The organism is Streptomyces sp. NPDC057474 (assembly GCF_042802555.1).
Lineage (GTDB): Bacteria > Actinomycetota > Actinomycetes > Streptomycetales > Streptomycetaceae > Streptomyces.
The window spans coordinates 1-24298 of sequence record NZ_JBHVDX010000035.1; the positions used below are offsets into that span (position 1 = coordinate 1).

A 24298-nucleotide genomic window follows, 5' to 3' on the forward strand; every position below is an offset into this window, starting at 1 on the left:
CGCCCAGTCCGCCACCAGTAACGGCGCTCCGGTCGTCCAGTGGAACGACGTGAACAACGACGACCAGCTCTGGAAGATCGTCCGCATCAACTGAGAGGTCGTCTCCTTCCTCAACAACGGGCTGCAAGTGAGCAGGGGCCTCCCGGCGGTCGGCATCGCGATGCGAACCGATCGCCGGGAGGCCCCGGGGGTGTGCTCGGCGGCAGGTCAGAACGTGAGGAGCACCTTGGTGGCGCGTCGCTCGTCCATGGCCTTGTAGCCCTCCGCGGCATGCTCCAGCGGCAGGGTGAGGTCGAAGACCCTGCCCGGGTCGATCTTGCGGTCCCAGCAGCCGGATCGTGGAGCAGCTCCACCCCCAGATCCACCGCATCCTCTACCGCAAGTTCTCCACCCTGCTCGGCGGCCGCAACACCATCGAGCACCACGACCAACTCATCGACGTCTGCGCCGACGGCGACACCCGCGCCGCCGCCGAACTCTCCGGACACCACTGGTCCGAACTCGGCGGACACATCAACCAGCTCTTCGACACCAACCAGTTCGCCGAGGCTGCCACCGGTTAGGACGCCGGTCTCCGCCACGGGACAAGCGGACGGATGTCTCCGGTTGGCAAGGGTGGGCGTAGGGCAGCAACGGAGAGCACACCACCCGCCAGGCGAGCGCTGCGCGCGGACGCCCTGCGGAACCGGCAGCAGCGCGTCTTCTCGGCGAGCGCCTCGGTACCCCCGGCGCGGCGAGCGTCCAGCAGTACACCGCCTCCATCAACCAGGCATGGGTGCAGCTCAATGGCTGACGCCCCCGGCCCCGGTGAAAGCCTCGACGGATACCGCACGGCCGTCTCCGGGGCAGTGGAGAGGCCCAGCCTCAGCTGTCCGCCGACGCGGGTTCGGAATCGGCCGGGGACGGTGTGGTCGGTTCCGGCGCGTCGGCAGAGGTGTAGTAGACGGATGAGCCTTGCCTGGCGCGCTGGGCGTTGCTCTTGGCTACCAGCCCTTCGAGGGTGGTGCGCACGACATTGGTCTGAATACGGCGGTCGGGGTGAGCCTGGCTGAGCGCGGTGGCGACCTCTGCCGCGGAGCGCGGTTCGCTCTGTTCGGTGAGGTGGCGGCGGATGAGCTCGACGAGGGTGGGCTGGGACTTCTTGGGGACCTCGGTCTTGGCGGTGGACTTCTTCGCCTGCTTGGCGCCCTGTGGGGGAGTGTCCTTCTTCGCGCGCGTCCGCTTGCCGGTTTCCGTGGCGGTCTTCTGTCGGGGAACGGAAGGTGCTGCGACGTCTTCGGGTGCGGAAACAGGTTCAGGTGTCACGCCGCCGAGTGCCTGCTGCATGTTCACCAGCACGGTGTGGTCATGCTGCAGACTCAGGAGTTGGTCCTGCAGGGCGTCGATCTCCCCACGAAGTCGATCCTGCTCCTTGGCGTTGCGCTCGAGGTCGGCAGCGACCTGGGCGGTGTACTGCGCCTTGAGATCAGTTGTCTCTGATGGCGTCTCGGTCATGGCGGTTCCCTTCCCGGCAAACGAATGCGCTGTGTGCGGATGTTACTCACCTTCGCGCCTTCATGGCTGGTGCGTCTGCCGCATACGACCGACATGTGTTTCCTGCGGAGAGGGGCGCCGCCGGTGGGACGAGGCGGGGGAACCGTCCCGCCGACGGTTGCTCATGCCGGGCCGGGCGCCTGAACGCGGGGACTGCGGAAGGCCGGGCCCGGTCTGGGACCTGACCCGCGAACGTGCCCAGGGCCACCCTCGACCTGGCCACCCCGAGGTCCGCCACCCCGGGGGTCGGCCTCGCAGTAGTCGGTCCCGATCGTCGGCGTAGGTGCGGTACCGGCCGCTGACGTGGTCGAAGGCGATGAGTCGGTGCATGCGCGCTCAGTGCGGGTCGGTTGCTGATGCGGAACGCGGTGAAGCCAAAGGCGCGATCGAGGAGTGGGCGTCACATCTGGGTGGCGACTTTCGCTCCCCTACCGGGGTATGACGGTGCTACGCGGGCCGCAATGGCGCGGGCCTTCGCGCGGGGCCGACGACCCGTCATGACGATGCGCCTGGGGCGTCCAGTCCCGACTCGTAGGCGAAGACGACCAGTTGGGCTCGGTCGCGGGCGTCCAGCTTGGCGAGCAGTCGGGTCATGTGGCTCTTCACGGTCTGCTCCGCCACCACGAGTGTCTCGGCGATCTCCGTGTTCGACAGCCCCCGCGCCCCCACGAGCAGCAAGACCTCGGACTCCCGTGGCGTCAGGCCGTTCAGCCTGAGCCGAGCGTCGCGTCGGTGCGCGGAAACGGTCACCGATGTCCTCCTGTCCCGGCGGGCGCCCTGGCGGAACCACACGACCAGGAGCAGCGGGTAGACCAGGTAGCCGAAGCGGGTGGCCGGCATGAGGCACCTGGCCAGGCCGAGTCCGAGCGCCAGCCGGTCCGCGGCCGCGACGGCGGTGCGCGGCGGACGCACGACCAGCGAGACCGCCACCGCGACGGCGGTCACCACGACCGCCGCGGCCGCGACGGCACGCCCACCGGGACATACGCGGCCAGCAGGTACCCGGGCAGCGGACTGGTCGCCGGTGACGTCACGCCACCCGCGCCGAGCGGAAAGAGCACCACGTGCTCGGTGAACGCCCGCGGATCCACCAGCGCCACGGGCACCGCCGCGAGCCCAGCCACACCGAGGGCGACCAGGCCCGCGCGAACGGCAGCCCTGCGGCCCGCCGTCACCGCGACGAGCGCCAGGCCCACGGGCAGCAGTGGCCAGGCGGTCCACTTCGGGCCGGGACCGATGCGTGGGGTGGCGGGGCAGCCCTTCTCAGCTCTTGCCGGCCTTCGTCGGCCTTCGTCGGCAAGGAGCAGCGGCCTCGGCTGGGGTGGACGCGGGGGGCAAGCGGAGCCTCGGCCATTACGCCACCGTCCGCTCCACACCGACCTGCCCTGCGGCCGTACGGCTTCCTGGGCCGTCTGGCTGCGCGGTTTGGTGATGAGTGCCAGGCTTGTCCTGTATCTCGGCTTATCGGCACTCATGGGCATGGCGATCGTGCCTGGGCAGCGGCGATGACCGCGACAGACCCACGGCCGTCACTGACCGGAAGGTGGCAGACAGTGAGCGCAAAGCCCTTCTCCGAGGAACATCCGAGCGTCACGCCGTACATCTGCGTCGACGGTGCGGCGGCCGGGATCGACTTCTACGTCTCTGTTCTGGGCGCTACCGAGCGCATGCGGATGGCGGGCCCCGACGGCAAGATCCATCACGCCGAGCTGCAGATCGGCAACTCGGTGGTCATGGTCGCGGACGAGTTCCCGGACTTGGGGTTCCGCGGGCCGAAGTCGCTGGGCGGCACACCGGTGAACCTGTACGTCTACGTCGAGGACGTGGACGCGGTCTTCGCCAAGGCCCTCGCCAGGGGTGCCACGGAGCTCAACGCGGTCAAGGACGAGTTCTACGGCGACCGGGTCGGGCATTTCGAGGACCCCTTCGGTCATCGGTGGCACGTCGCCACGCATGTGGAGGACATCTCGCCGGAGGAGTTGGAGAAGCGGGCCGGGGAGGCCATGTCCGGCGGAGCGTGAGCTGCCCGTCACATCCACGACCATGTCGTGGCCGAGGTGGACGAGTTGATGGCGCGGCGCCTGCGGGAGAGCGGCCCCGCTCTCGACGTGTTGCTGCGGTTGAGCGGCGACATCGTGGCCGTCGGTGATCGCTGCCGGTTCCTGATCGCGCCCAACAACAGGTGGTAGTACCTGCCCAACACGTCCGAGTTCAAGAGCTACGTCGCCGAGCGCCAGCAGACGGGCGAGCTGCGCGGCGATCTGTCGCCCGAGTGGCTGGCGGCGGCCTACGGCGGTCTCATCGTCGCCGCGCTCGACCAGCTGGACGAGCAGCGCCTCAGCAGCGGTGTTTTCCGTCGGTGACGACTCGCCCGCACCATCGCTGCGGCCCTCTCACCCGAAGCGCCCGGACCTGTGCGGGAGCGTGACGGCCGCCCCGGTCCAAAGACCGACCGGCGCGGCCGCCTGCGGACCGGCATGTAGCCAACTCCCTGAGCCGTGGGTGGCGATCACCAGGCGGGTGCCGGCGTCGATGACGACCTGCACGTTCGCCGAGACCGGTAGGTGCGGCCGGAGCGCGGCTGGGCGGCCGGTCACCCCTATGACCCGCTTGACCCGACCGGTATCCGCCGGCTGCCGCCGGTGGGCGAAACTCCGTTGCCGAGGAGACCCGCCACCCGCGATCCTGAGGTCATGAGGCACTTCGTATGCGGCTGAGGCTGCGCCAGTTCAGGCCCCGGACCGGGCCGCACGAACATCGTGTCGTCCAGCCCGGGCAGCCCCTTCGTCACACCTCACTGCGCGCCCCCGAGCCCATCGGCTTGCTGCTCGGGGACCACGACGGGCTGAGCCGGCTCGCGGCCCTGCTCTCCTTCGCCGCCTACTCCCGGCACACGATCGTCCACGTACCACTGCGCAACAGCCTTCCCCCCGACGAGGGCGTCGGTGAGCTGGTCGACCTCGTCCTGGTTCACCACACGCTCGGCCTGCGCCCCAGCAAGTGGCCCGAGCTGCGGCGCAAGCTGGTGAACGGAGCCCCGCTGACCGTCCGCACCGACGAGGCACGCACCGTCCGGGACGCCACCACCTGGCGAGAACGCTGGGAACGGGCCGGCTCCCGGGACGAGTTGCGGCACGCCACCCACGCCCGCACGTTCTTCCTGTTCGGCAGCCGGGACGTCTTCGCGGAGACCGCCACGTCCTTCGCCCACGCGGCGGGCTGGGGCCCGCACCAGAAGGGCGTCGTCGAGGGCCACTCGGCGCTGATGACGGCGCTCCCGACGCTGGTCCAGGAACCCGGCGGAGGGCACCCCATCGAGGTACTGATCTGCTTCAAACCGTATCCGCCCTACGCCCACTTCAGGCGGCCAGGGCGCTGAGCCGGCCGTCGAGCGCCGACAGTGAAGACCAGCGAGCCTCGGTACCGGTCACGTCCAGAGATCCGGCCCCAAGAGCGGAAGACGAACCGCGATGCATCGGCCGACTCCCAGCCGATCAACTCGTCCCCTGGCGCACCCCGCCGGCCTCCGTTGCCGGTACCGGACGCCGTAGCAGGTAGACGCCTGCGAACGACACCAGAAGAGCCATGCACGCGATGAACACCAGCCCGGCGCCCTCCAGGCCGATCGACCCCGCCAGTAGCCCCACGCCGATGACCGGTACCGAGATACCCGCGTAAGCCAGCACGAAGAGCGCCGAGATCACGGCCGCGCGCCGGTCCGCCTCGGACGCGGAGGCCACGGCGGACAGCGCTCCGCGAAACGCGAGCCCCTGCCCCGCCCCGCCGACGATCGCGCTCAGCACCACCAGAAACAGGAGATCCCACCGCAGCGCGCCCGCCAGCAGCGCCAGCCCGGCCAGGAGCCCGGCGCAGCCCAGCGGCAGTGACCGGCTCACGCCGACCCGGCCGACGGCCAGCTGCCCGACGGTCGAGGCGAAGAAGGCCGACGCGACGACCAGCCCGCTCACCGCGTGGTTGTGCACGTTGAGGGACTGGGCGAGGAAGGACGGGCTGACCGACGTGAACACCCCGAACAGGGCGAACCCCACGAAGGAGGCAGCCGCCGCCGGTCCGAAGACCACCCGCACCGGCGGGGGCAGGCTGGGCCGTTGCGGCCGTACCGTGCTCAGCGGTCGGCGCTCCCGCACGGTCTCCGGAAGCCGCAGCACCACGGTGGCCGAGCAGGCCACCAGGGCGAGATGAACGGCGAACGGCAGGTACAGCGGCCAGTCGGCGTACTGCGCGAGCACCCCGGCGAGCAGCGGCCCGCAGCCGAGCCCGCCCATGTTCGCGGCGGTCGCCACGAACATGGCCCGAGAGACGCCGCCGGGCGGTGCCAACTCCATCACGTACGCCGTGGCAGCCCCGGTGAACAGGCCGGCGGACAGACCCGACAACAGTCGCCCCGCATACAGCCAGCCCAGCGCGGTGGCGCACAGGAAGCAGACGGCACTCGCGGCCGCGAATCCCAGGCCCCACAACAGCACCGGACGCCTGCCCACGGCGTCCGAGGCGTTGCCCGCCAGCAGCAGCACCCCGATGACGCCGACGGCGTAGACGGCGTAGACGACGGTGACGGTGAGTTCGGAGAAGTCGAACTTCTCCTGGTAGAGGCCGTAGAGGGGAGTCGGCAGTGTCGTGCCGGCCATGCAGACGGCGAACACCGCCCCGCTGAGCAGGCACCGGCGCCAGCGTCGAAGATCACCGCCCATACCGCAGACGGTAACCCCGCCCGCCGCCGCACGCGCCCTGACTCCGCCCGCACGGTGGGTTCGGCGGTGGTCGGGCGACGAACCCGCCGGAGGCGATCTCGGCCAGGCCGTTCAGCCAGGGCCGGGTGGGCGTCGGCGTTCCCCGACTCAGTGGAACCGCCGCTGCCACCGGCCGCCGAAGAGGTCGAGCTCCGAGTACTCGGCCTCGCCCCGGGTCTCGGTCACATTTATGCGGCCCTCGCCCTCGTCGATCGACCGCGGGGTGATGTCGTCGCGCAGCGTCTTCGGGCCCTCGGGCGTCCATTCGATGACGCCCCCTTTTGTGGCGGCGAAGAACAACCGGCCGTCGACGTGAGCCATGTCGATGACGGGCGCGTCGTGGCGCCCCAGCACCGAGAAGCCCTGCGTCGCGGACCTGCGCGGCACGCGGCCGCATCGGGACCTGCCGGAGATGTAGACGTCCCCGGTCTCGTCGAAGACGATGCCCGACAGCAGGTCGTCCACCTCAAGGCCGTCGGGATCGGCGATCCGCGTCCACTTTCGCCGTCGAAGTGCAGCAGCGTGCTCCCGCGCCCGCCACGGCGGTTCTGCAAGGGCCTGCTGGTAGGGATCCGGGCGATTGCTCGGTGGTGTTGAGGGGCGGGGGCCGTCAGCGCCGGGGTGGCGGCGCAGATCATCCGGAATTTCGAGCTGAGAGGGTCCGCCGCCCGGCTTCCGTGATACACCGGAAGGATCACCGCGACGCGAGCAGAGAGGACACCGCCCGTGGGCCGGCCGACGACGTCAACTCCTCTGCCGAGGGACACGAAGGTACTGTCCATCGGGCTGCATCCGAGTGTGCTCGACTACAGCCGCATGCCCGACGGTCTCGACGAGGCGGTGCTCACCACCCGGATCGAGGCCGGGAACGCGGCACTGCGTGAGGCGGGCTTCGATACTGTCCCGTGCCTGATCGACACCTCTCCGGACCGCGCCGAGGCGACCGTCCGGGAGCATCTTCAGGAGCATACGTTCGGCTTGGCGATGATCGGCGGTGGCGTACGTATGCTGCCGGAGAACACCCTGCTGTTCGAGCGGCTGGTCAACGTCCTCAGTGAGGCGGCGCCCGGGATCCGGTTGTGCTTCAACACGGCGCCGGAGAACACGGCCGAGGCGCTGGGGCGGTGGATCCAGTCGTAGGCGTGGCTGAGAAGCCGTCCGCACGCCGACCGGCGAGCGGCCTGAAACGAACGCTTAGCTCTCCCGCCGCCGACCGAAGTCATGCCCACCCACCCCGAACCGACGATGCTGTGCAATTCGGTTGGCACTTGAGCACCTGAGTCGACACCTCGAGCGCGACGCCCACGATGTGCGAGGTGAAGCCGGGGTTCACGAACAGGCCCTTGTGGCCGCTCTCGGGGTGCACCCGCACCACCGGGTGCTCCACCGGCGTCAGTTCGGTGAACACCTTGCCCTCCCACAGGTTTCCGCGGCCCTGCCGGTGCCGGGACAGGTAGTGGCCGAACTTGCGCGTGCCGTCGTGGACTGCGGCGAGCGTGTCGACGTACGCCCCGAAGGCCAGGCGACAGCGACTCGTAGGCAGCACCACAGCACGTAGGACGGGCGGCCACGGCCGGCAGGGTGACCTTCGGCTTCCTCGTTGATGCCCAGCCAGGTGATGAGCAGTGAGAGGTACGCCAGTGGTGGCAGCGTCCGCAGGAAGGCGATCCAGGGCTCGAACCGTGAGCGCATCCAACCGACTGTGCCCATGAGCAGCCACCGTCGTGCGTCGTGGACACGTCCCGCTCACCGCCGGGCAGTTGCCACAGGAGATGGAACAACAGGAGCGAGGAAGGGCGGACTCTGGGCGTCCTCCATGGGGCCGGGGCATGAGCAGCTGCCGTCGACAGACATGGCGGCCGTCCCCGAGCGAGAGCGATGCTCCGGTCGAGCCGATGTTCCGGAGCGCCCACGACTGCTTGTACATGACCGTTTCGGCGCGGACCACTGCAACTCCCGTGCCGGTGGCGGAAGATAGGGGCGGCGCTGCTCCTGGATCCACCGGCTGCCGCCGTCAACAGATGGGCGAGCGTGGTTCTTCCGTGGCGGTCAGACCGCCGATCACGACGAGTACGGGGTCATCCGTCGCGCGACGACCGGGAGCCGGAACGGCCGGGACAAGCTGTCGAGGGTGCCCTTCCGGCCCACACGCGAAACGGCAGTCCCGAACCCGACCGAGTACCCCGTGCCCGTCCGTGTATTCCACTCGGGACGGTGTCCTTTCGGGAGGCCGAGATCTTCGCACCAGGCTTTGGTTGTCGGGCGACAACTGAGTTAACCTTCACCGGATTTTCTCAACCGACCGATCAATGAACTGCGGAAATACGGACGGTCAGCGGGCCTTTCACAGGTCCGGCGCGGGTTCCGAGTCCTCGGCGCGAGGGCTCTTGGGGAGCGGAACGAGGGTGCGCATGAGCAGCAAGACGATCGAGGCCGTCGACCGGGCCCCGGGCGAGCAGGAGCTACGGCAGCTCCTGGCCGGACTGACCGCCGTACGGGACGGCGACTTCGGCACCAGGCTGCCGTCCGACGGCGAGGGGCTGCTCGGTGACATCGCCACGGTCTTCAACGGCATGGTGGACCAACTGTCCGTGTTCACCTCGGAAGTGACGCGGGTGGCACGCGAGGTGGGCACCGAAGGCACGCTCGGCGGTCAGGCCGAGGTGCCGGGCGTCTCGGGCACCTGGGCCGACCTGACCGACTCGGTCAACGCCATGGCGGGCAATCTGACCACACAGGTGCGCGACATCGCGCAGGTGGCGACCGCGGTCGCCAAGGGCGACCTTTCGCAGAAGATCGACGTCCCCGCGCGTGGCGAGATCCTGCAGCTGAAGGAGACCGTCAACACGATGGTCGACCAGCTGTCGTCGTTCGCCGCCGAGGTCACCCGCGTCGCGCGCGAGGTCGGCAGCGAGGGTCGGCTCGGTGGACAGGCCCAGGTGCCCGGCGTCGGCGGTGTCTGGCGCGACCTGACCGATTCGGTCAACTTCATGGCCGGCAACCTCACCTCCCAGGTCCGCAACATCGCCCAGGTGACCACTGCGGTGGCCCAGGGCGACCTCTCCCAGAAGATCACCGTTGACGCCCGTGGCGAGATCCTGGAGCTGAAGAACACCATCAACACGATGGTCGGCCAGCTTTCGGCGTTCGCCGACGAGGTCACCCGGGTCGCCCGCGAGGTCGGCACCGAGGGACGTCTCGGCGGCCAGGCGGACGTCAAGGGGGTGAAGGGCACATGGCGCGACCTCACGGACTCCGTGAACTTCATGGCGGGCAACCTCACCGCGCAGGTCCGCAATGTCGCACAGGTGGCCACGGCGGTCGCGCAGGGCGACCTCTCCCAGAAGATCACCGTGGACGCTCGCGGTGAGATCCTGGAGCTGAAGAACACCATCAACACGATGGTCGACCAGCTCTCCGGCTTCGCCGACGAAGTCACCCGCGTCGCCCGCGAAGTCGGCACGGAGGGCAATCTGGGCGGACAGGCGATCGTCCGGGGCGCGTCGGGGACCTGGAAGGACCTGACGGACAACGTCAACGTGATGGCGTCGAACCTGACCGGCCAGGTCCGCTCGATCGCCCAGGTCGCCACGGCCGTCGCGCGCGGCGACCTGTCCCAGAAGATCACGGTCGAGGCCAAGGGCGAGGTCGCGGCCCTGGCGGACGTCATCAACACGATGGTCGACACGCTCTCCGCGTTCGCCGACGAGGTCACCCGCGTCGCCCGCGAGGTCGGCACCGAGGGACGGCTCGGGGGCCAGGCGCACGTGCCGAACGTCGCGGGCACATGGAAGGACCTGACCGACAACGTCAACTCGATGGCCAACAACCTCACCGGCCAGGTCCGCAACATCGCCCTGGTGACGACGGCGGTGGCGGGCGGCGACCTGTCGAAGAAGATCGACGTCGACGCCCGCGGCGAGATCCTGGAGCTGAAGACCACCATCAACACGATGGTCGACCAGCTGTCGTCGTTCGCCGCCGAGGTCACCCGTGTCGCCCGCGAGGTCGGCAGTGAGGGACGGCTCGGCGGACAGGCGGAGGTGGAGGGTGTCGAGGGCACCTGGAAGCGGCTGACGGAGAACGTCAACGAACTGGCCGGGAACCTCACCCGTCAGGTCCGCGCGATCGCCGAGGTGGCCAGCGCCGTCGCCGAGGGCGACCTGACCCGCTCGATCACCGTGGAGGCGTCGGGCGAGGTCGCCGAACTGAAGGACAACATCAACTCCATGGTGGGGTCCCTGCGTGAGACCACGCGGGCCAACCAGGAGCAGGACTGGCTGAAGACCAACCTCGCCCGGATCTCCGGTCTGATGCAGGGCCACCGCGACCTGCCCGTCGTCGCCGAGCTCATCATGGACGAGCTCTCGCCGCTGGTCTCGGCACAGTACGGCGCCTTCTACCTCGCCGAGGACACCGAGCGTGGTCCCGAGCTGCGGCTTGTGGGCTCGTACGGCTATCCCGACGACACCGACCGGCCCGACCGCATCCCCGTCGGGCGCTCGCTGGTCGGGCAGGCCGCGCGCAACCGCCGTCCCATCAGTGTCGAGGAGCTGCCGCCGGGCTACGTGACCATCTCCTCCGGTCTCGGGCAGGCCGTGCCCAGCGCTCTGGTGGTGCTGCCCATCGTCGTCGAGGACCAGGTCCTCGGTGTCATCGAGCTGGGCTCCGTCACCCGCTTCACCCAGATCCACCAGGACTTCCTCGCCCAGCTGATGCCGACCATCGGCGTCAACCTCAACACCATCGTGGCCAACGCGCGCACCGACGAACTGCTGGGGGAGTCCCAGCGGCTGACCGCCGAACTCCAGGCACGGTCGGAGGAGTTGCAGGTGCAGCAGGACGAACTGCAGCGCTCCAACGCCGAACTTGAGGAGAAGGCCTCCCTGCTGGCCTCGCAGAACAGCGACATCGAGGCGAAGAACCTGGAGATCGAACAGGCACGGCAGGAGCTGGAGACCCGCGCACAGCAGCTGGCCCTGGCGTCCAAGTACAAGTCGGAGTTCCTGGCGAACATGAGCCACGAACTGCGCACCCCGCTCAACAGCCTGCTGATCCTGGCCCAGTTGCTGGCGCAGAACCCCTCGCGCAACCTCACGCCCAAGCAGGTCGAGTACGCGGGCATCATCCACTCGGCGGGCTCGGACCTGCTGCAGCTGATCAACGACATCCTCGACCTGTCCAAGGTCGAGGCCGGCAAGATGGACGTCACTCCCGAGCGGGTTCCCCTGCGCAAGCTGCTTGAGTACGTCGAGGCGACGTTCCGGCCGATGACGACGCAGAAGAGTCTGGACTTCACGGTGGCCACCGCGCCGGGCACGCCCGCCGACCTGCTCACCGACGACTCCCGGCTACGCCAGATCCTGCGCAACCTGCTGTCGAACGCGGTGAAGTTCACCGAACAGGGCAGCGTCGAACTTCGCATCGAACCCGCCGCGGACAGGGAGGTGCCCACGGGCGTCCTCCGCGGCGGCCCCGTCGCGGCCTTCCGTGTGAAGGACACCGGTATCGGCATCCCCCAGCAGCAGCTGGAGACGATCTTCGGGGCCTTCCAGCAGGCGGACGGCACCACCAGCCGCAAGTACGGCGGCACCGGCCTCGGCCTGTCGATCACCCGGGAGATCGCCCATCTGCTCGGCGGCGCCGTCACGGTCGACAGCACACCCGGTCAGGGCAGTACCTTCACCCTCTACCTCCCCGTGGCGCGCGCCGACTTCGAGGATCTGCTGGGCGGCGGCCTACCGACGGAGCATCCGCACACCACCGACCGTGAGCTCCCGGCGACCTCCCGGCCGGACGCCGCCGCCCCCGCGGTGCCCGAGCAGCGCCGACGCCGCCTGCTCGTCGTCGAAGACCGCCCACGCGGACTGCTGACCCTCGTCGCCGAACGCGCGGTCGCCGACCTGGCGCCCGACGACGACTCGCCCGGGGCGATCGACATCATCACGGCGGTCGGTGCGCAGGAAGCGGCGAGCACACTGGCCGCCGAACCCTGCCACTGCGTCGTCCTCGAACTCGGCATGCCCGACGACGAGGGCGCGCGTCTGCTGGAGGCCATGGAGGGTGACTCGGCGCTGGCCAGTGTGCCCGTACTGGTGCACACCGGTCATCGCGTGGACCTGGCGCACGAGCAGACGTTGCGCTCCCGTGCGGACGGCCGCCCGCTGGACTTTCTGTCCAGCCTGGACGAACTGCGCGAACGGATCACCCTGCACCTGTCCGCCGAGGAACCGGGGGACGTGCTGTCACTGGTACGCGTCGAGGAGTCCCAGCGCCCGGCGGCGCAGGTCGTCGACGGTGCCTTCCTCGGCCGTACGGTGCTCGTGGTCGACGACGACGCGCGCAACCTCTTCGCGCTGAGCGGGATGCTGGAACTTCACGGCTTCCACGTCCTGCACGCCGACAACGGCCGCAAGGGCATCGAGATGCTGCTCGCTCATCCGGACGTCTCGCTGGTCCTGATGGACGTGATGATGCCGGAGATGGACGGCTACACCGCCACCGCCGAGATCCGCGCGATGCCCCAGTACGCCGATCTGCCCATCATCGCCGTCACCGCGAAGGCCATGCCCGGCGACCAGGAGAAGAGCCTCGCCTCGGGCGCGAACGACTACGTCACCAAGCCCGTCGACACCAATGACCTCATCGGCCGCGTCCGACGCTGGCTGTCCGTGTGAACGTGAGTCACTCCGCCGCGCGTATCAGCCGACCGCGTGGCGTCCCTGGACGCCCGAGCCGAGGAACAGGTCAACCGTGAGCGATCCCCACCAGCCGGCCGAGCCGCACGCCGGGGCTTCGACGGGCGAGTCGCCCGCCGAGGACCCGACGGCGGACATCGACCTGCTTTCCGATGACCCGTCCGACACGATGCCCGTCGTCCGCGGCGACGATCCGGCCGCGACCGACACGAAGGAAGACGATCCGGCCGCGACCGGCACGAAGGAAGACGATCCGGCCGCGACCGGCACGAGAGAAGGAGACGGCAGGGGGCAGCCTTCCCCCGTCGGCAGACTGGCGGCGACCGTGGAGCGTTTGCGCCGCGAGGTGCAGGCGGCCCAGGCGGAAGCGGACGGACGTGCCGTGATCGAGCTGGCCAAGGGCATCCTTGTCGAGCGGCTCGGGTGCGGGCCGTCGCAGGCGGCACGGCAGCTCGCCCAGCTGACCGGGCAAGCGGGTGTGACACCCCTCGAATTCGCTGTCGAGGTCATCAACCAGGCCGCGCGCGACAGGCTCTCCGAAGTGACGACCGCCTTCCTCGAGACCACGGCGGGCCGCGGCGACGCCACCGACCCGCCGGGGAACGGTTCCTTCGCCGTACGGCTGCGGACCGCCGAGAGCGCCGCGCTGGCCGCCCACGACGCCCAGGCCGTGGCCGACTCCCTGCTGGAACACGCTCTGACGCCGCTCGGCGCGGAAGCCGTGGCCATCTGGGCGCTGGGCGCCGACGGCTCCCTCACCCTGGCGGGCAGCGCCGGATTCTCGGCCGCGGAGGCAGCACGCTGGCGATACGTGCCGCCGGGCGTGGTGACGGTGGCACGTCGCGGGCTCGGCGAGCGAACGGGCCAGTGGATCGGCTGCCTGTCGGAGACCGGACTGCCCTCCATCGGCCGGCACCACCACCCCGACGGCGGCCGGGTCGCCGTACCCGCGGGCACCGGCGGCCGGATCCACGGAGTGCTGGAAATCGTGTGGCCCACGCCGCTGGAAGCCCAGCCCCCGCAGATCGTCCGTCAGGTCGAGGCCCTGGCAGACCTGTGCGCGCACACGCTGGAGACCTCCACCCCGCACCACCCCGACGGCGCTTCGCGGCCCGGGATCCTGCCGGTCGTCGCCGAACTGATGGACCTGGCCGACGGTCTGCACGACCCCGCGCTGGTGCTCGTCCCGCATCTGGATGCCACCGGGGAGCTCGTCGACTTCCGCATCCACCACGTCAACAGCCGCTTCCTCGACCCGGCCGGCCGGCCGCGAGGCGTCGTCAACGGAGCCCTGCTGCTGGAGGCGTATCCGATGGCCGCCGGCGAGGGCGAACTGTTCGAGCAGATCGAACGTGTCTACGCCACGGGCGAGCCGTTCCGCGCCCGCCGCGTGCGGCTCACGGCCTTGGTGGACGACGTCCCGCTGGCGGGGGTCGCCGACATCAACATCAGCCGGCACGGAGGCAGCGTCCTGCTCATCTGGCGTATAGAGGACGAGACGGCACGGCTGGCGAGCCTGCTGCAGCACGCCCAGCGCCTCGGCCGCATCGGCGGTTTCGAGGAGAACCTCCTCACCGGCGAGATCACCTGGAACGGCCAGCTCTACAGCCTCTACGGCAAGCCCTCCGCCAGCGGCCCGGTCCCGCTGGAGGACCTGCCCGCCCACGCCCACCCCGACGACGCCGTCGCCATCGGCAGGTTCCTGCGCACCCTGCTGCACCACCGGCGCCCCGCGTCCGCGGCCTTCCGGCTCCAGCGGCCCGACGGCGTGACCCGGCACATCCGCGTGGTGGCCGAGCCGGTCCTCGACTCCGACGGCCGGCTGTTCGTCGTCCGGGGCGCCTACCAGGACATCTCCGCCCACCACTGGACGGAGGTCGCCCTCGCCGCCACCCGCGACCAGCTCGCCCACTCCGAGCAGCAGGCGAGCGAACGCAACCGGCTCACCCTGCAGCTCCAGCACGCGATCATGCCCCCGGCGCAGGCCCCGCTGGAGGCCCCCGGGCTGCGGGTGGCCGTTCGCTACCGGCCCGCGGAGACCCAGCACCTGGTGGGCGGCGACTGGTACGACGCGGTGGTGCTGCCGTCCGGGCTGGTGCTGCTGTGCGTGGGAGACGTCGCCGGACACGGCATCGAGGCGGCCACCAGCATGGTCGTCCTGCGCAACGCCCTGCGCGGTCTCGCCGTGACAGGCGCGGGACCGGGCCAGCTGCTGTCCTGGCTCAACATGGTGGCCCACCATCTGACCGGAGCCGTCACCGCCACAGCGGTCTGCGGCCTGTACGACCCCGACCGCCACACCCTGCGCTGGGCCAGGGCCGGCCATCTGCCGCCCGTCCTGGTGCGCGGCAGCGAAGCGGCGCCGCTGCCCTTGGTCAAGGGCCTGCTGCTCGGTGCCGTGCCCGAGGCGACGTACGAGGAACACGAGGTCCAACTGGCTGTCGATGACACCCTGCTGATGTACACGGACGGCCTGATCGAACGGCGTGACCGATCCGTCGAGGAGTCGCTGGCCCAGCTGCTGACGGCCGCGCGCACGGTCCCGCCCACGCTCGACCAGCAGTTGGACCGCCTGCTCACCCACAGCAAGTCCGATACGGACGACGACACGTGCCTCGTGGGCATCCGGGTGGCCTAGGTGTGTGCGGTTGGGGGCGCGGCTGGCGGGTGGTTGGCCTTTCAGCGCGGTGTGTCCGCGGCGGTGATCGTAGGTGTACAGCCAGTCGAGGGACGTGTCTCGTCGTTCGGTCTCCGTGCGGTAGGGGCGGGTTCGCTTGTGGGTGATCCCGGCCGCGGCAGATCCGTGTCAGGCGTGGAGGTGTTCGGCGTAGGCCTCGGTCGGGGGATACGGGCTGGGACGCGTCATGCCCACCGACCAGAATTCCGTGGTGCCGGGAACGGATGTCACGTCATTGAGGTACGGGGCCGGGGCCGTGCCGGCCGGGCCCCGGACGACGGCCCAGGTGTCGCCGTTCCGCTGTAGGTACGTACTGCGGCTCTGGTCCTGGAAGTTCCAGCCCGATATCCATGCGGCGCGGCCCTGCGCGTCGCCCGCGATTCCGGTCAACGACCCGAGGGTGAAGCCCGCTTCCATCCGGGTCCAGGCCGTGCCGTCCCAGTGGCTCAGGGCGGGGTTGCCGGGGCGGCCGATCGGCCCGCCGACGCCGGCCTCGGTGCCTACCGCCCATACGTCGTCCGGACCGGCGGAGTGGAGATCGGCGATGCCCAGACGCAGGCCCGTGACCGGGGGGAGGACCGTCCACGCTCCGTCCCAGCGGGCCACGAGTCCGGACCAGCCTCCGCCGTTCGACTGGTCTCCGCTCACCCAGACCTCGCCCGGCGGGCGCACCACGACCCGGTAGAGGTTCACGCTCGCGACGGGCAGCGGGTCCAGCCATCGCCATCGTCGCCCGTTGCCGTGCAGCAGACGGGCGGCGCCGCCTCGGCTGCCGCAGATCCACACCTGCCGGTCGGGGCCGACCGCCACCGAGCTGAGCCGAACGTCCGGCTCGCCCCTGCCCGGGAAGTCGGCTTCGCACCAGGTGGTTCCGTCCCAGCGCAGCAGGGGGCTGCCGTCTCCGGTGGGCTGGCCCACACTCCATGCCGTGGTCGCGCGCACACCGGCGACGTCGATCAACCGGGTGTGGCCGAGATGCGACAGGTCGGTCTTCGTCCAGACGCTGCCGTTCCACAGCATGGCCAGCCCCCGTTGCTGGGACTGCGGGCCAAGGTTCTCCTCGCCCACGGCCCAGGCCAGTCGGGGCCCGGCGACGGCGATGCGGCGCAGTTGCGCGGCGGGAGTGCTGCCGGGTGCCGGTACGGCCTGCCAGCCTTGCGTACGGGGCGCAGGCGTGTCGGCCCGGGACGGTACCGGGCCGAGCGCGATCCCCGAGAGTGTGCCGATCGTTCCTGCCACAAATCGCCTTCGTCTCACTGCTGGATCCCTCCGGGCGGATCGGGCGGATAGGAGGGTCCACCGTGGATCAGCACACCTCGAAGTTCTAGCTATGCACGTGACAAAGTAGCGGCCAGGGTGCCTGAGGCCGCGAGATGCGCCGTCCTTCGAAATGCGCCGACGATGTCTGCGGCGCCGGCCCGGCAGGCGGCCGAGAACGCCGACGGGCAGCGTACGCCGACGCCGTGTCGGAGTGCGCCGCCCTGGAGGGGACGTGCGGGCCGCGGCCCGCAAGCCGCTGACCGGTCCTTCTCGCGCTACTTCGGGTCGCGGTCGAACAGCGACTTGGACCAGAAGTAGCCGAGGACCGCGAGGCCGAGGCACCAGGCGATGGCGAGCCATCCGTTGTGGCCGATCTCGGTGCCGAGAAGGAGTCCGCGCAGCGTCTCGATGGCGGGGGTGAAGGGCTGGTATTCGGCGATGGGCTGGAACCAGCCGGGCATCGCGTCGACCGGCACGAAGGCGCTGGAGATGAGGGGGAGGAAGATCAGTGGCATGGCGTTGTTGCTGGCGGCTTCGGGGGTCGGGCTGGACAGGCCCATGCCGACCGCGATCCAGGTGAGGGCCAGGGCGAACAGGGTGAGCAGCCCGAACGCCGCGAGCCATTCCAGAGTGGTGGCGTCGGTGGAGCGGAAGCCGATGGCCACGCCGACGGCGCCCGCGAGGACCACGCTGGCGATGGACTGCAGCACGCTGCCGATGACGTGGCCGGTGAGCACGGAGCCACGGTGGATGGCCATGGTGCGGAACCGGGCGATGATGCCCTCGGTCATGTCGACGGAGACGGACACGGCGGTGCCGATGGTGGTGCTGCCGATGGTCATCAGCAGCAGGCCCGGCACGAGGTAGGCGATGTACTCGGACCGGTCCGCCCCGCTGCCCCCGATGCCGGCGCTCATCACATCGCCGAAGACGTAGACGAAGAGCAGCAGCAGCACGATCGGGGTGAGCAGCAGATTCAGTGTCATGGACGGATAGCGCCGCGCGTGCAGCAGATTCCGTCGCAGCATCGTGGACGAGTCGCGCACGGCGAGGGAGAGGGAGCTCATCGGGCATCCTCCTTGGACTGGTGGGGCACGGTGGTGCCGCTGGTGAGGGCGAAGAACACGTCGTCGAGGTCGGGGGTGTGCACGGTCAGCTCGTCGGCCTCGATGCCGGCGGCGTCCAGCCAGTCGAGGATGGAGCGCAGTTCGCGCTGGCTGCCGTCGCTGGGGATCTGCAGCGCCAGCGCCTCGTCGTCCCGGGTGGCTTCGCGCAGGGCGGAGGCGGCGGAGCGGTAGGCGGCCGGGTCGGTGAAGCGGAGGCGGACGTGCCCGCCGGGTATCTGTCGCTTCAGTTCGTCGGCGGTGCCCTCGGCGGCGATCCTGCCGTCGTTCAGCACCGCGATGCGGTCGGCGAGTTGGTCGGCTTCTTCCAGGTACTGGGTGGTGAGGAAGACGGTGACGCCGCCGGTGACGAGTTCGCGGATGATCTGCCACATGTTGTGGCGGGAGCGGGGGTCGAGGCCGGTGGTGGGTTCGTCGAGGAAGATGATCCGCGGGTTGCCGACCAGGGTCATGGCGATGTCGAGGCGGCGTTTCATGCCGCCGGAGTAGGTGGAGGCGGGCTTCTTCGCGGCCTCGACCAGGTCGAAGCGCTCCAGGAGTTCGGCGGCGACCCGTCGTCCCTCGTGCTTGGGCAGGTGGTGCAGGTCGGCCATGAGGAGCATGTTCTCCTCGCCGGTGATCAGGCCGTCGACGGCGGAGAACTGCCCGGTGACACCGATCGCGGCACGCACCCCGTCCGGTGACGTGGCGACGTCGTGGCCCGCGACCTGGGCCTGCCCGCCGTCGGCGGCGATGAGCGTGGAAAGGATCTTCACGACGGTGGTCTTGCCGGCGCCGTTCGGCCCGAGCAGCGCGAACACGGACCTGGCCGGGATGCGCAGATCGATGCCGTCGAGAACGGTCTTGTCGCCGTACGACTTGCGCAGACCGACGGTGGAGACGGCGGTGGGCGACTGCGGACTGTCACCCTGCTTGGATGTGGACATGACAGATGAAGGCACGGAGCCCTCCCCTTCGAAGGCTGAAGTGGCTGGGGGAGTGAGTGAGTTGCGGCCGGTTCTTCTGAGGTCAGACCTTGGCGCGGCGGACGTCGATGTTGCCGTACCGGGTGCGGGCGCGGACCTCGACGGTGTCCTCGGCCTTCTCCGGGGCCTCGGACGCGGTGAGTGAGTTGCGGACCTGCCCGGAGCCCGCGCTGACGTCGAGCCAGGCGGCCGTGCCCTCGCGGACGCCGACCTCGATGGCGCCGTACGAGGTCTCCAACTGGACGATGCCGCAGGCCACTTCGCCCACGCGCAGGGTGCCATGCGCGGTGGCGGCGGTGACCGAGTCCTCGGCGCGCCGGATGTCGATGTCGCCGATGGAGCCGCGCACCCGCAACTCGCCGGTCGCGGCGCCGACCGTCGTGGTGCCGTGCGAGTTCTTCAGGACGGCGGGGCCGTCGAGGAGGCCGACGCGCAGACTGCCGGAGCTGGTGGTGATCTCGGCCAGGCCCTCGACCCGGTCCACGGTGATCGAGCCGTGCGACGCGGTCAGCTGCAGCGGGCCGGTGGTGTCGAGGCGGACGTCGCCGGACGAGGTCTTCACGCGGACCTCGCCGAGCCGGCCCTCACCGAGCACCTGGGCCCAGGCGCCGGTCATGTCGATGCGCGAGCCCGTGGGCAGTTCGACCGTCACGTCGACGGTGCCGGTGCGGCCGAGCAGATTGGATTTGGGCGTCCTGACGGTCAGTGTGCCGCTCACGTATGTGACCTGGGTCTGGTCGGCCGTCCGTACGTCCAGGTCCTTCTTCGGGTCGCGGGGCCGCACCTCGACGACGGTGTCGATGCGGTCCCCCGCGGTGAACTGGATGGAACCGGCCTCCACGTGCGCCGTGGCCGAGATCGGTTCGGGAGTGTCGAAAGAAGGCATGGCTGTCCCGTCCTCATGAGTCTTGGGTCGTCCCCGCTGGTGGGACGTGGTGTGGGTGAAGTGGTGCGGGCGGGGCGCGGCTAGCGCACCCAGCCCCTGAAGCTCTGTCCGATGGTCTGGGCCTTCTCCGTCGTACGCGGCCGGGCGCCGCCGTCGACCGCGGCCGACACGGTGCGCACCAGCCATGCGTTGACCGACAGACCCTCGCGGTTCGCGGCCTCCTCGGCGCGGGCCTTGAGCTGGGTCGGCAGGCGCAGGTTGACGCGGGCGGTGCCGCCCTCGTCGCCGTCGGCCGGAGCTGGGGTCGTGAGTGGTTCGGCGGGCTCGGCCGGCTCCGCGGGGGCGCCGCCGTGAGCGAGCGGCAGTGTCACCACGAAGTCGGGGTCCAGCCCGCGCAGCCGTACGTCGACCGAGCCGGGGGCGAGTTCGCGGGTGATCTCGTCCATCGCGGCGGAGAGCACGCTGAGCATGGTCAGCCGGGTCGCCGACTCCAGGGGAGCGGTGAGCCTCTCTGCCAGCTCGCGGGCTTCGTCACCGCCGGCTTCGGCGGCCACCGCGAGTTCGCGGCGGAGGGTGTCGACATACGGGGTGAGGTCCATGACGCCATCATGGCGCCACAATGGCTCCATGTGCAAGTCGCGCGGTGACATTTCTGGGTCGGCAATCGAAGGCATTGCTCTGACCTGCGCCAATATCCTGGCGCCCGTCAGGGTAATTGTGGCGCCATGTGCGCCCATGGGCTTCAGAGGGGTGCTGAATGGCGCCGGATGGCGCCGGGTGGCACCGAATGGCGCAGGGTGATGCCAGATAAGTGCCAAGCGGTGCCACTCGACGCCATGATCGGCGTCCTCGCCTTCGGGTCGGGCCGCCTCAGGTATCCGCACCGCACCGACACGCTGACCATGGTCGGAGAACCCCGCGCCGGTCCCCTCCGTAGTGCCTGATGAGCGGGGAGCGGGCGGCTGTTCCGGCCGTCTTCGCCCCGGCGGCCGCGCAGACCGCGAGCACGAACGGCCAGAAGCTGTCCGCCAGTACGAAACCGGCCGTGGCCAGTGCCTGGACCGCGAGGGTGAGCGTGTAGACGCCGCGCGCTCCATATGTGTCCGCCAGATGACCGACCGTGACACCCAGAGCCAGCGCGACAAGACCGGCTAAGCCGAGGCCGAGTCCCACCCTGTCCGCCGGAAGGTGAACCGCCTGGGTGAAATACAGCACGCCGGCAGTCAGATAGAGGCCGCTGCCAACGGTGTAGACGAAGTTCGAGGACGCGCTGCGGCCGGGTGTCCGGGATCAGGCGGGGCATGGCAGGACTCCACGTGACAGGTGGGAAGCAAGGGCCCGGCAAGCTTTGTTGTGCACTACCTGCCATCGCATGAGTGCCGCCCTGGCCGGACGGCTCCCACCCGCAGACCTCCTGCGCGGCCTGGGTGGCACCCGGACCAGACATTCATGGGCGCTCGACGGGTAACGTTCCCCGTTCTGGCGGGCCCTCGGGGTGAAGGATCAGTCCACCGCCAACGGCACCAGGGTTCTCCAGTGGGCCGAACGGCGACAAACGCAACCTAGAGGCCGATGCGGCAACAGCCCTACCGCCTCAGGGATTGCCAGGCCCACCATCTGTGGCGGCGACCACGCCGAAGCCGGTACCCGGGCACGTCGCCACCACGCTCGATTCGACGACAATGTCTCCGACGCCGGGCAATGTCTCCGACGTCGGCGATGCCGCCGATTCCGGCGTACCGATCCCGATGTTGCCGAAAACAGCGGCTATCCGCAGAGTATCCAGCGTGGGGCGGGCAGCTACGAGGATGACTCCCTCCAGCGGGATGTCCGTGCGGTCCAGTGCTTTCGCGAACCAGACCGATACCGAAGCCGCGGTGTGGGCACGGGGCGGAGACGGTGCAGGCGCGCGCGGGGACGCCGGCTCTCGGTCTGACCGGCCCGCGGACCCGCGGACAGACCGGGGGCAACCCGTGTGTGCGCGACGTGAGAGACCAACGGATATGGGTGGGGGCGCACCGGCGTTCGGCGCGCCCCCACTCCGCGTGTGGCATCTATGAATGCGTGTTACCAGCGATACCAGCGACCTCGCTTCCCGCCTGGTCCGGTGGAGCGAGCGAGGAAGCCGACCAGCCAGATGACCAGGACGATCACGGCGATCCACCACAGGGCCTTGAGGGCGAACCCGGCGCCGAAGAGGATCAGGGCGAGCAGCAGAACGAGTAGCAGGGGAACCATGGTTATCAACCTCCGTCCCGTCGTGTGCCCCGCCGCGATCTCCGCACACGCTGAAATTTATCTGTTGCTTATTCGCCGCTCGGGGTATCTGACGGGCTGACTACAGCCATGCTTGCCTCTCATCGCACGGTCCCAAGCGCCAAGCGTGGACACCTCGGCCAGGCCGTGGGCCAGGACTTGAAAGGACACCGGCGACGGAAAGGTCTGCGAACGCGGTTGGCGGGCACACGGTGTGTACGAGTTGATTGGGACGACAGGACGGGGAAGTCGGTGGTGATCAAGGCGATGGGCTGGGCGCATTCGTTTCCCGTATCAGGGGGCGTGTACGCCGGCCGACGGTGGACGCGAAGGCAGTTGGAGTCGCTTCCGTGGACCGCTGCTGAGCCCGAGACGGTGGACGCTGTCGTCCTGACAGTGTCCGAACTGCTCACCAACGCACATGTCCACGCACACAGCGACGCGCATCTGATCCTCACTTGGGACGGCGACTGCCTCCATGTGAGCGTCCACGACGAGGACCCGACACTGCCACGCCAGCGTGACCCGCAGGCGGGTGAGGCCTCCGGCCGCGGAGTGGGGATCGTACGGATGCTCGCTGATGAGTTGCAGATGAAGTGCCAGCGGCACGGCAAGACAGTGTCGGCGTGCTTCCGTCCAGGCGGCGCCGACCGGCCAGGTGGCAGCTGAGCGCGCTGCTTCACCAGTGGCCTGCCCCTCAGAGGGCTGAGCTCGTCGTTCAACCCCCATGGCCCCACGCACAGTCCCGTCTCCCGGTGTGCCGCGGCCGCCGCCATGGTGGGGAGACGAGCGGGGCTCCCGTCCCAGTTCCTCCAGGGCGTGGACCCTCCACGGTGTGCGGTGGTAGGACGGGGCTGTAGTCGGCACTGCGGACAGCAGTCAGTGTGCGGACCCAACGAGGGGACCGCGAGAGGGAGTTGGGCATGGCGGCAGAGAACATCGACGATGTCGTGGACAGGCTTGCCGGGATCGTGCGAAAGGCGGGCCGCGCCGGTGACCGGGTCGGGTACTTCGCGGCGCTGTACCGACAGGTGACGGTTGAGGTCCGCACCGCCATTCACGGTGGGCTGTTCGACGACGGCGCCCGAATGGACCGTTTCGACACGCACTTCGGCAACCGTTACTTCGACGCTTACGACGCCTGGCGTCGTGACCGGAGCGGGCCGCGTTGTTGGCGCGAGGCGTTCGGGCTGCTCGACGACGCCGACACCGTCATCGTCCAGCACCTGCTGCTCGGCGTGAACGCGCACATCAACCTGGACCTGGCCATCGCCGCCGCGCGGACCAGCCCGGGCGAGGCCATCCACGCGTTACGGCGCGACTTTCTGCTGATCAACGACATCCTTGCGCGGGTGGTGCTGGCGGTGCAGGAGTCGGTCGGCGCCCTGTCACCACTCATGTCGCTGCTGGATCAGGTCGGAGCCCGCACCGACGAGCGGATCCTCGACTTCAGTGTCCGTCAGTCCCGCGAGGAGGCGTGGTACAACGCCGTCCTGCTCGCCGGCCAGAACGAAGGGGAGCGCAAGGCCACCATCGAGCGGCTCGAGGTCCGGGCCGCCGTGCTCGCACGGTTGATAGCGCGACCGGGCGGCCTCGTCCGGCCGGCCCTGCAGCTGATCCGGAGCACCGAGAGTGAGGACGTGCCCGCCGTCATCACTCATCTGGACAACGCCATGGAGTGACCTCCGCCCGGCAGGGGACCGGGCGAGGCCCGGCGGATCGACCGTCCAGCATCCTGCTGGAGCTGGTGCCGAACACCGGCTCACCCAGTGTCAGAACGAGCCTTGTCCGCCGCTCGACGAAGCGATTCAGCAGACCCACGTGCGGACGATTCCCAGGCCGACGCCCCGCGGGACCGCGGTCCCCCGGGGCGACGGCGGTCACGTGCGGGGCGGCATACGCATCGCACCGGAGTTGCTCTGACGCGACCGGCGGTGATGGCGAGGCGAACAAGGCGGTGATGGCGAGGCGAACAAGGCGGTGATGGCGAGGCGAACAAGGGGTCCCGTCCCGGCTTCCACAGAACGGGGCCCCACAGAACGGGGCCTTTCCCCCATCAGCTCCCGGTTCCTCGCCGTTGGCAGCCATGGGTCGGTGGGGTGGCGGTCGACCAGGTGCAGGGTGCGGCGGCCCACCGGGTGGGGGCCG

General features: G+C 69.8%; 20 protein-coding genes and 5 pseudogenes. 9 read left to right on the plus strand and 16 right to left on the minus strand.

Features of this window, described 5'->3' with window-relative positions:
• Positions 1 to 207 precede the first annotated feature (207 nt).
• A pseudogene (locus tag ACFU53_RS13060) lies at positions 208 to 327 on the minus strand (IMP dehydrogenase); the annotation flags it as partial.
• An 11-nt stretch (positions 328 to 338) separates the two neighbouring features.
• Between ACFU53_RS13060 and ACFU53_RS13065 the strand changes: the two are divergent.
• Positions 339 to 563 carry an FCD domain-containing protein gene (locus ACFU53_RS13065; protein ID WP_383990135.1) on the plus strand — a complete coding sequence of 75 codons (225 nt, stop codon included), beginning with the start codon at positions 339 to 341 and terminating at the stop codon, positions 561 to 563.
• A 301-nt stretch (positions 564 to 864) separates the two neighbouring features.
• Here the strand turns inward: ACFU53_RS13065 and ACFU53_RS13070 are convergent, their stop codons facing one another.
• From ACFU53_RS13070 to ACFU53_RS13080, 3 genes and pseudogenes are all read right to left on the minus strand, one after another.
• Entirely contained in the window at positions 865 to 1494 is a 630-nt protein-coding gene (locus tag ACFU53_RS13070; RefSeq protein WP_383990138.1) for a hypothetical protein, read from the minus strand.
• A 534-nt stretch (positions 1495 to 2028) separates the two neighbouring features.
• A pseudogene (locus tag ACFU53_RS13075) lies at positions 2029 to 2265 on the minus strand (response regulator transcription factor); the annotation flags it as partial.
• A 209-nt stretch (positions 2266 to 2474) separates the two neighbouring features.
• Entirely contained in the window at positions 2475 to 2729 is a 255-nt protein-coding gene (locus ACFU53_RS13080; protein ID WP_383990141.1) for a hypothetical protein, read from the minus strand.
• A 357-nt stretch (positions 2730 to 3086) separates the two neighbouring features.
• Between ACFU53_RS13080 and ACFU53_RS13085 the strand changes: the two genes are divergently transcribed.
• The 3 genes from ACFU53_RS13085 to ACFU53_RS13095 all read left to right on the plus strand — a co-directional run bounded on the left by ACFU53_RS13085 (position 3087) and on the right by ACFU53_RS13095 (position 4912).
• Positions 3087 to 3554 (plus strand): VOC family protein, encoded by a 468-nt coding sequence (locus ACFU53_RS13085; RefSeq protein ID WP_383990144.1) that lies wholly within the window; start codon positions 3087 to 3089, stop codon positions 3552 to 3554.
• Between the two features lie 27 nt (positions 3555 to 3581).
• Positions 3582 to 3722, plus strand: a complete 141-nt coding sequence (locus ACFU53_RS13090; protein ID WP_383990147.1) for a hypothetical protein — start codon at positions 3582 to 3584, stop codon at positions 3720 to 3722.
• Between the two features lie 518 nt (positions 3723 to 4240).
• Positions 4241 to 4912, plus strand: a complete 672-nt coding sequence (locus tag ACFU53_RS13095) for a hypothetical protein (protein WP_383990150.1) — start codon at positions 4241 to 4243, stop codon at positions 4910 to 4912.
• A gap of 115 nt (positions 4913 to 5027) precedes the next feature.
• On the opposite strand, the gene ACFU53_RS13100 is transcribed toward ACFU53_RS13095, so the two are convergent.
• Both ACFU53_RS13100 and ACFU53_RS13105 read right to left on the minus strand, forming a co-directional pair.
• Positions 5028 to 6245, minus strand: a complete 1218-nt coding sequence (locus tag ACFU53_RS13100; protein WP_383990153.1) for an MFS transporter — start codon at positions 6243 to 6245, stop codon at positions 5028 to 5030.
• Between the two features lie 147 nt (positions 6246 to 6392).
• A complete protein-coding gene (locus tag ACFU53_RS13105) occupies positions 6393 to 6749 on the minus strand; it encodes a hypothetical protein (RefSeq protein ID WP_383990155.1) in 357 nt (118 codons plus the stop codon).
• Positions 6750 to 7010: 261 nt separating this feature from the next.
• On the opposite strand from ACFU53_RS13105, the gene ACFU53_RS13110 reads away from it, so the two are divergent.
• A complete protein-coding gene (locus ACFU53_RS13110; protein ID WP_383990158.1) occupies positions 7011 to 7424 on the plus strand; it encodes a hypothetical protein in 414 nt (137 codons plus the stop codon).
• Between the two features lie 130 nt (positions 7425 to 7554).
• On the opposite strand, the pseudogene ACFU53_RS13115 reads toward ACFU53_RS13110, so the two are convergent.
• Together ACFU53_RS13115 and ACFU53_RS13120 are read right to left on the minus strand one after the other, a co-directional pair.
• A pseudogene (locus ACFU53_RS13115) lies at positions 7555 to 7825 on the minus strand (TauD/TfdA dioxygenase family protein); the annotation flags it as partial.
• 15 nt (positions 7826 to 7840) lie between these two features.
• Positions 7841 to 8000: pseudogene (locus tag ACFU53_RS13120) on the minus strand (ABC transporter permease); the annotation flags it as partial.
• A 695-nt stretch (positions 8001 to 8695) separates the two neighbouring features.
• Here ACFU53_RS13120 and ACFU53_RS13125 point away from each other — a divergent pair.
• Together ACFU53_RS13125 and ACFU53_RS13130 are read left to right on the plus strand one after the other, a co-directional pair.
• Positions 8696 to 12961, plus strand: a complete 4266-nt coding sequence (locus tag ACFU53_RS13125; protein ID WP_383990161.1) for a HAMP domain-containing protein — start codon at positions 8696 to 8698, stop codon at positions 12959 to 12961.
• Between the two features lie 76 nt (positions 12962 to 13037).
• Positions 13038 to 15620: a SpoIIE family protein phosphatase gene (locus ACFU53_RS13130; RefSeq protein ID WP_383990164.1), complete on the plus strand. Its 2583-nt coding sequence runs from the start codon at positions 13038 to 13040 to the stop codon at positions 15618 to 15620.
• A 9-nt stretch (positions 15621 to 15629) separates the two neighbouring features.
• On the opposite strand, the pseudogene ACFU53_RS13135 reads toward ACFU53_RS13130, so the two are convergent.
• The 8 genes and pseudogenes from ACFU53_RS13135 to ACFU53_RS13170 all read right to left on the minus strand — a co-directional run.
• Positions 15630 to 15767: pseudogene (locus tag ACFU53_RS13135) on the minus strand (IS481 family transposase); the annotation flags it as partial.
• Between the two features lie 21 nt (positions 15768 to 15788).
• Positions 15789 to 16898 (minus strand): hypothetical protein, encoded by a 1110-nt coding sequence (locus tag ACFU53_RS13140; protein WP_383990167.1) that lies wholly within the window; start codon positions 16896 to 16898, stop codon positions 15789 to 15791.
• Between the two features lie 296 nt (positions 16899 to 17194).
• Complete coding sequence (locus tag ACFU53_RS13145; protein WP_383990170.1) at positions 17195 to 17986, minus strand: ABC transporter permease; 792 nt, start codon at positions 17984 to 17986, stop codon at positions 17195 to 17197.
• Positions 17983 to 18969, minus strand: a complete 987-nt coding sequence (locus ACFU53_RS13150) for an ATP-binding cassette domain-containing protein (protein WP_383990173.1) — start codon at positions 18967 to 18969, stop codon at positions 17983 to 17985. Before ACFU53_RS13150 ends, ACFU53_RS13145 begins: the two co-directional genes overlap by 4 nt.
• 82 nt (positions 18970 to 19051) lie before the next feature.
• Positions 19052 to 19894 (minus strand): DUF4097 domain-containing protein, encoded by an 843-nt coding sequence (locus ACFU53_RS13155; RefSeq protein WP_383990176.1) that lies wholly within the window; start codon positions 19892 to 19894, stop codon positions 19052 to 19054.
• An 80-nt stretch (positions 19895 to 19974) separates the two neighbouring features.
• Positions 19975 to 20493 (minus strand): toxin-antitoxin system HicB family antitoxin, encoded by a 519-nt coding sequence (locus tag ACFU53_RS13160; RefSeq protein ID WP_383990179.1) that lies wholly within the window; start codon positions 20491 to 20493, stop codon positions 19975 to 19977.
• Positions 20494 to 20764: 271 nt separating this feature from the next.
• Positions 20765 to 21109: a hypothetical protein gene (locus ACFU53_RS13165; RefSeq protein ID WP_383990182.1), complete on the minus strand. Its 345-nt coding sequence runs from the start codon at positions 21107 to 21109 to the stop codon at positions 20765 to 20767.
• 852 nt (positions 21110 to 21961) lie between these two features.
• Positions 21962 to 22132, minus strand: a complete 171-nt coding sequence (locus ACFU53_RS13170; protein WP_037692688.1) for a hypothetical protein — start codon at positions 22130 to 22132, stop codon at positions 21962 to 21964.
• Positions 22133 to 22402: 270 nt separating this feature from the next.
• Between ACFU53_RS13170 and ACFU53_RS13175 the strand changes: the two genes are divergently transcribed.
• Together ACFU53_RS13175 and ACFU53_RS13180 are read left to right on the plus strand one after the other, a co-directional pair.
• On the plus strand, positions 22403 to 22819 hold the full coding sequence (locus ACFU53_RS13175) for an ATP-binding protein (protein WP_383990185.1): 417 nt from the start codon (positions 22403 to 22405) through the stop codon (positions 22817 to 22819).
• A gap of 254 nt (positions 22820 to 23073) precedes the next feature.
• Positions 23074 to 23832, plus strand: a complete 759-nt coding sequence (locus ACFU53_RS13180) for a DUF5995 family protein (protein ID WP_383990188.1) — start codon at positions 23074 to 23076, stop codon at positions 23830 to 23832.
• The last annotated feature ends 466 nt before the right edge of the window (positions 23833 to 24298 follow it).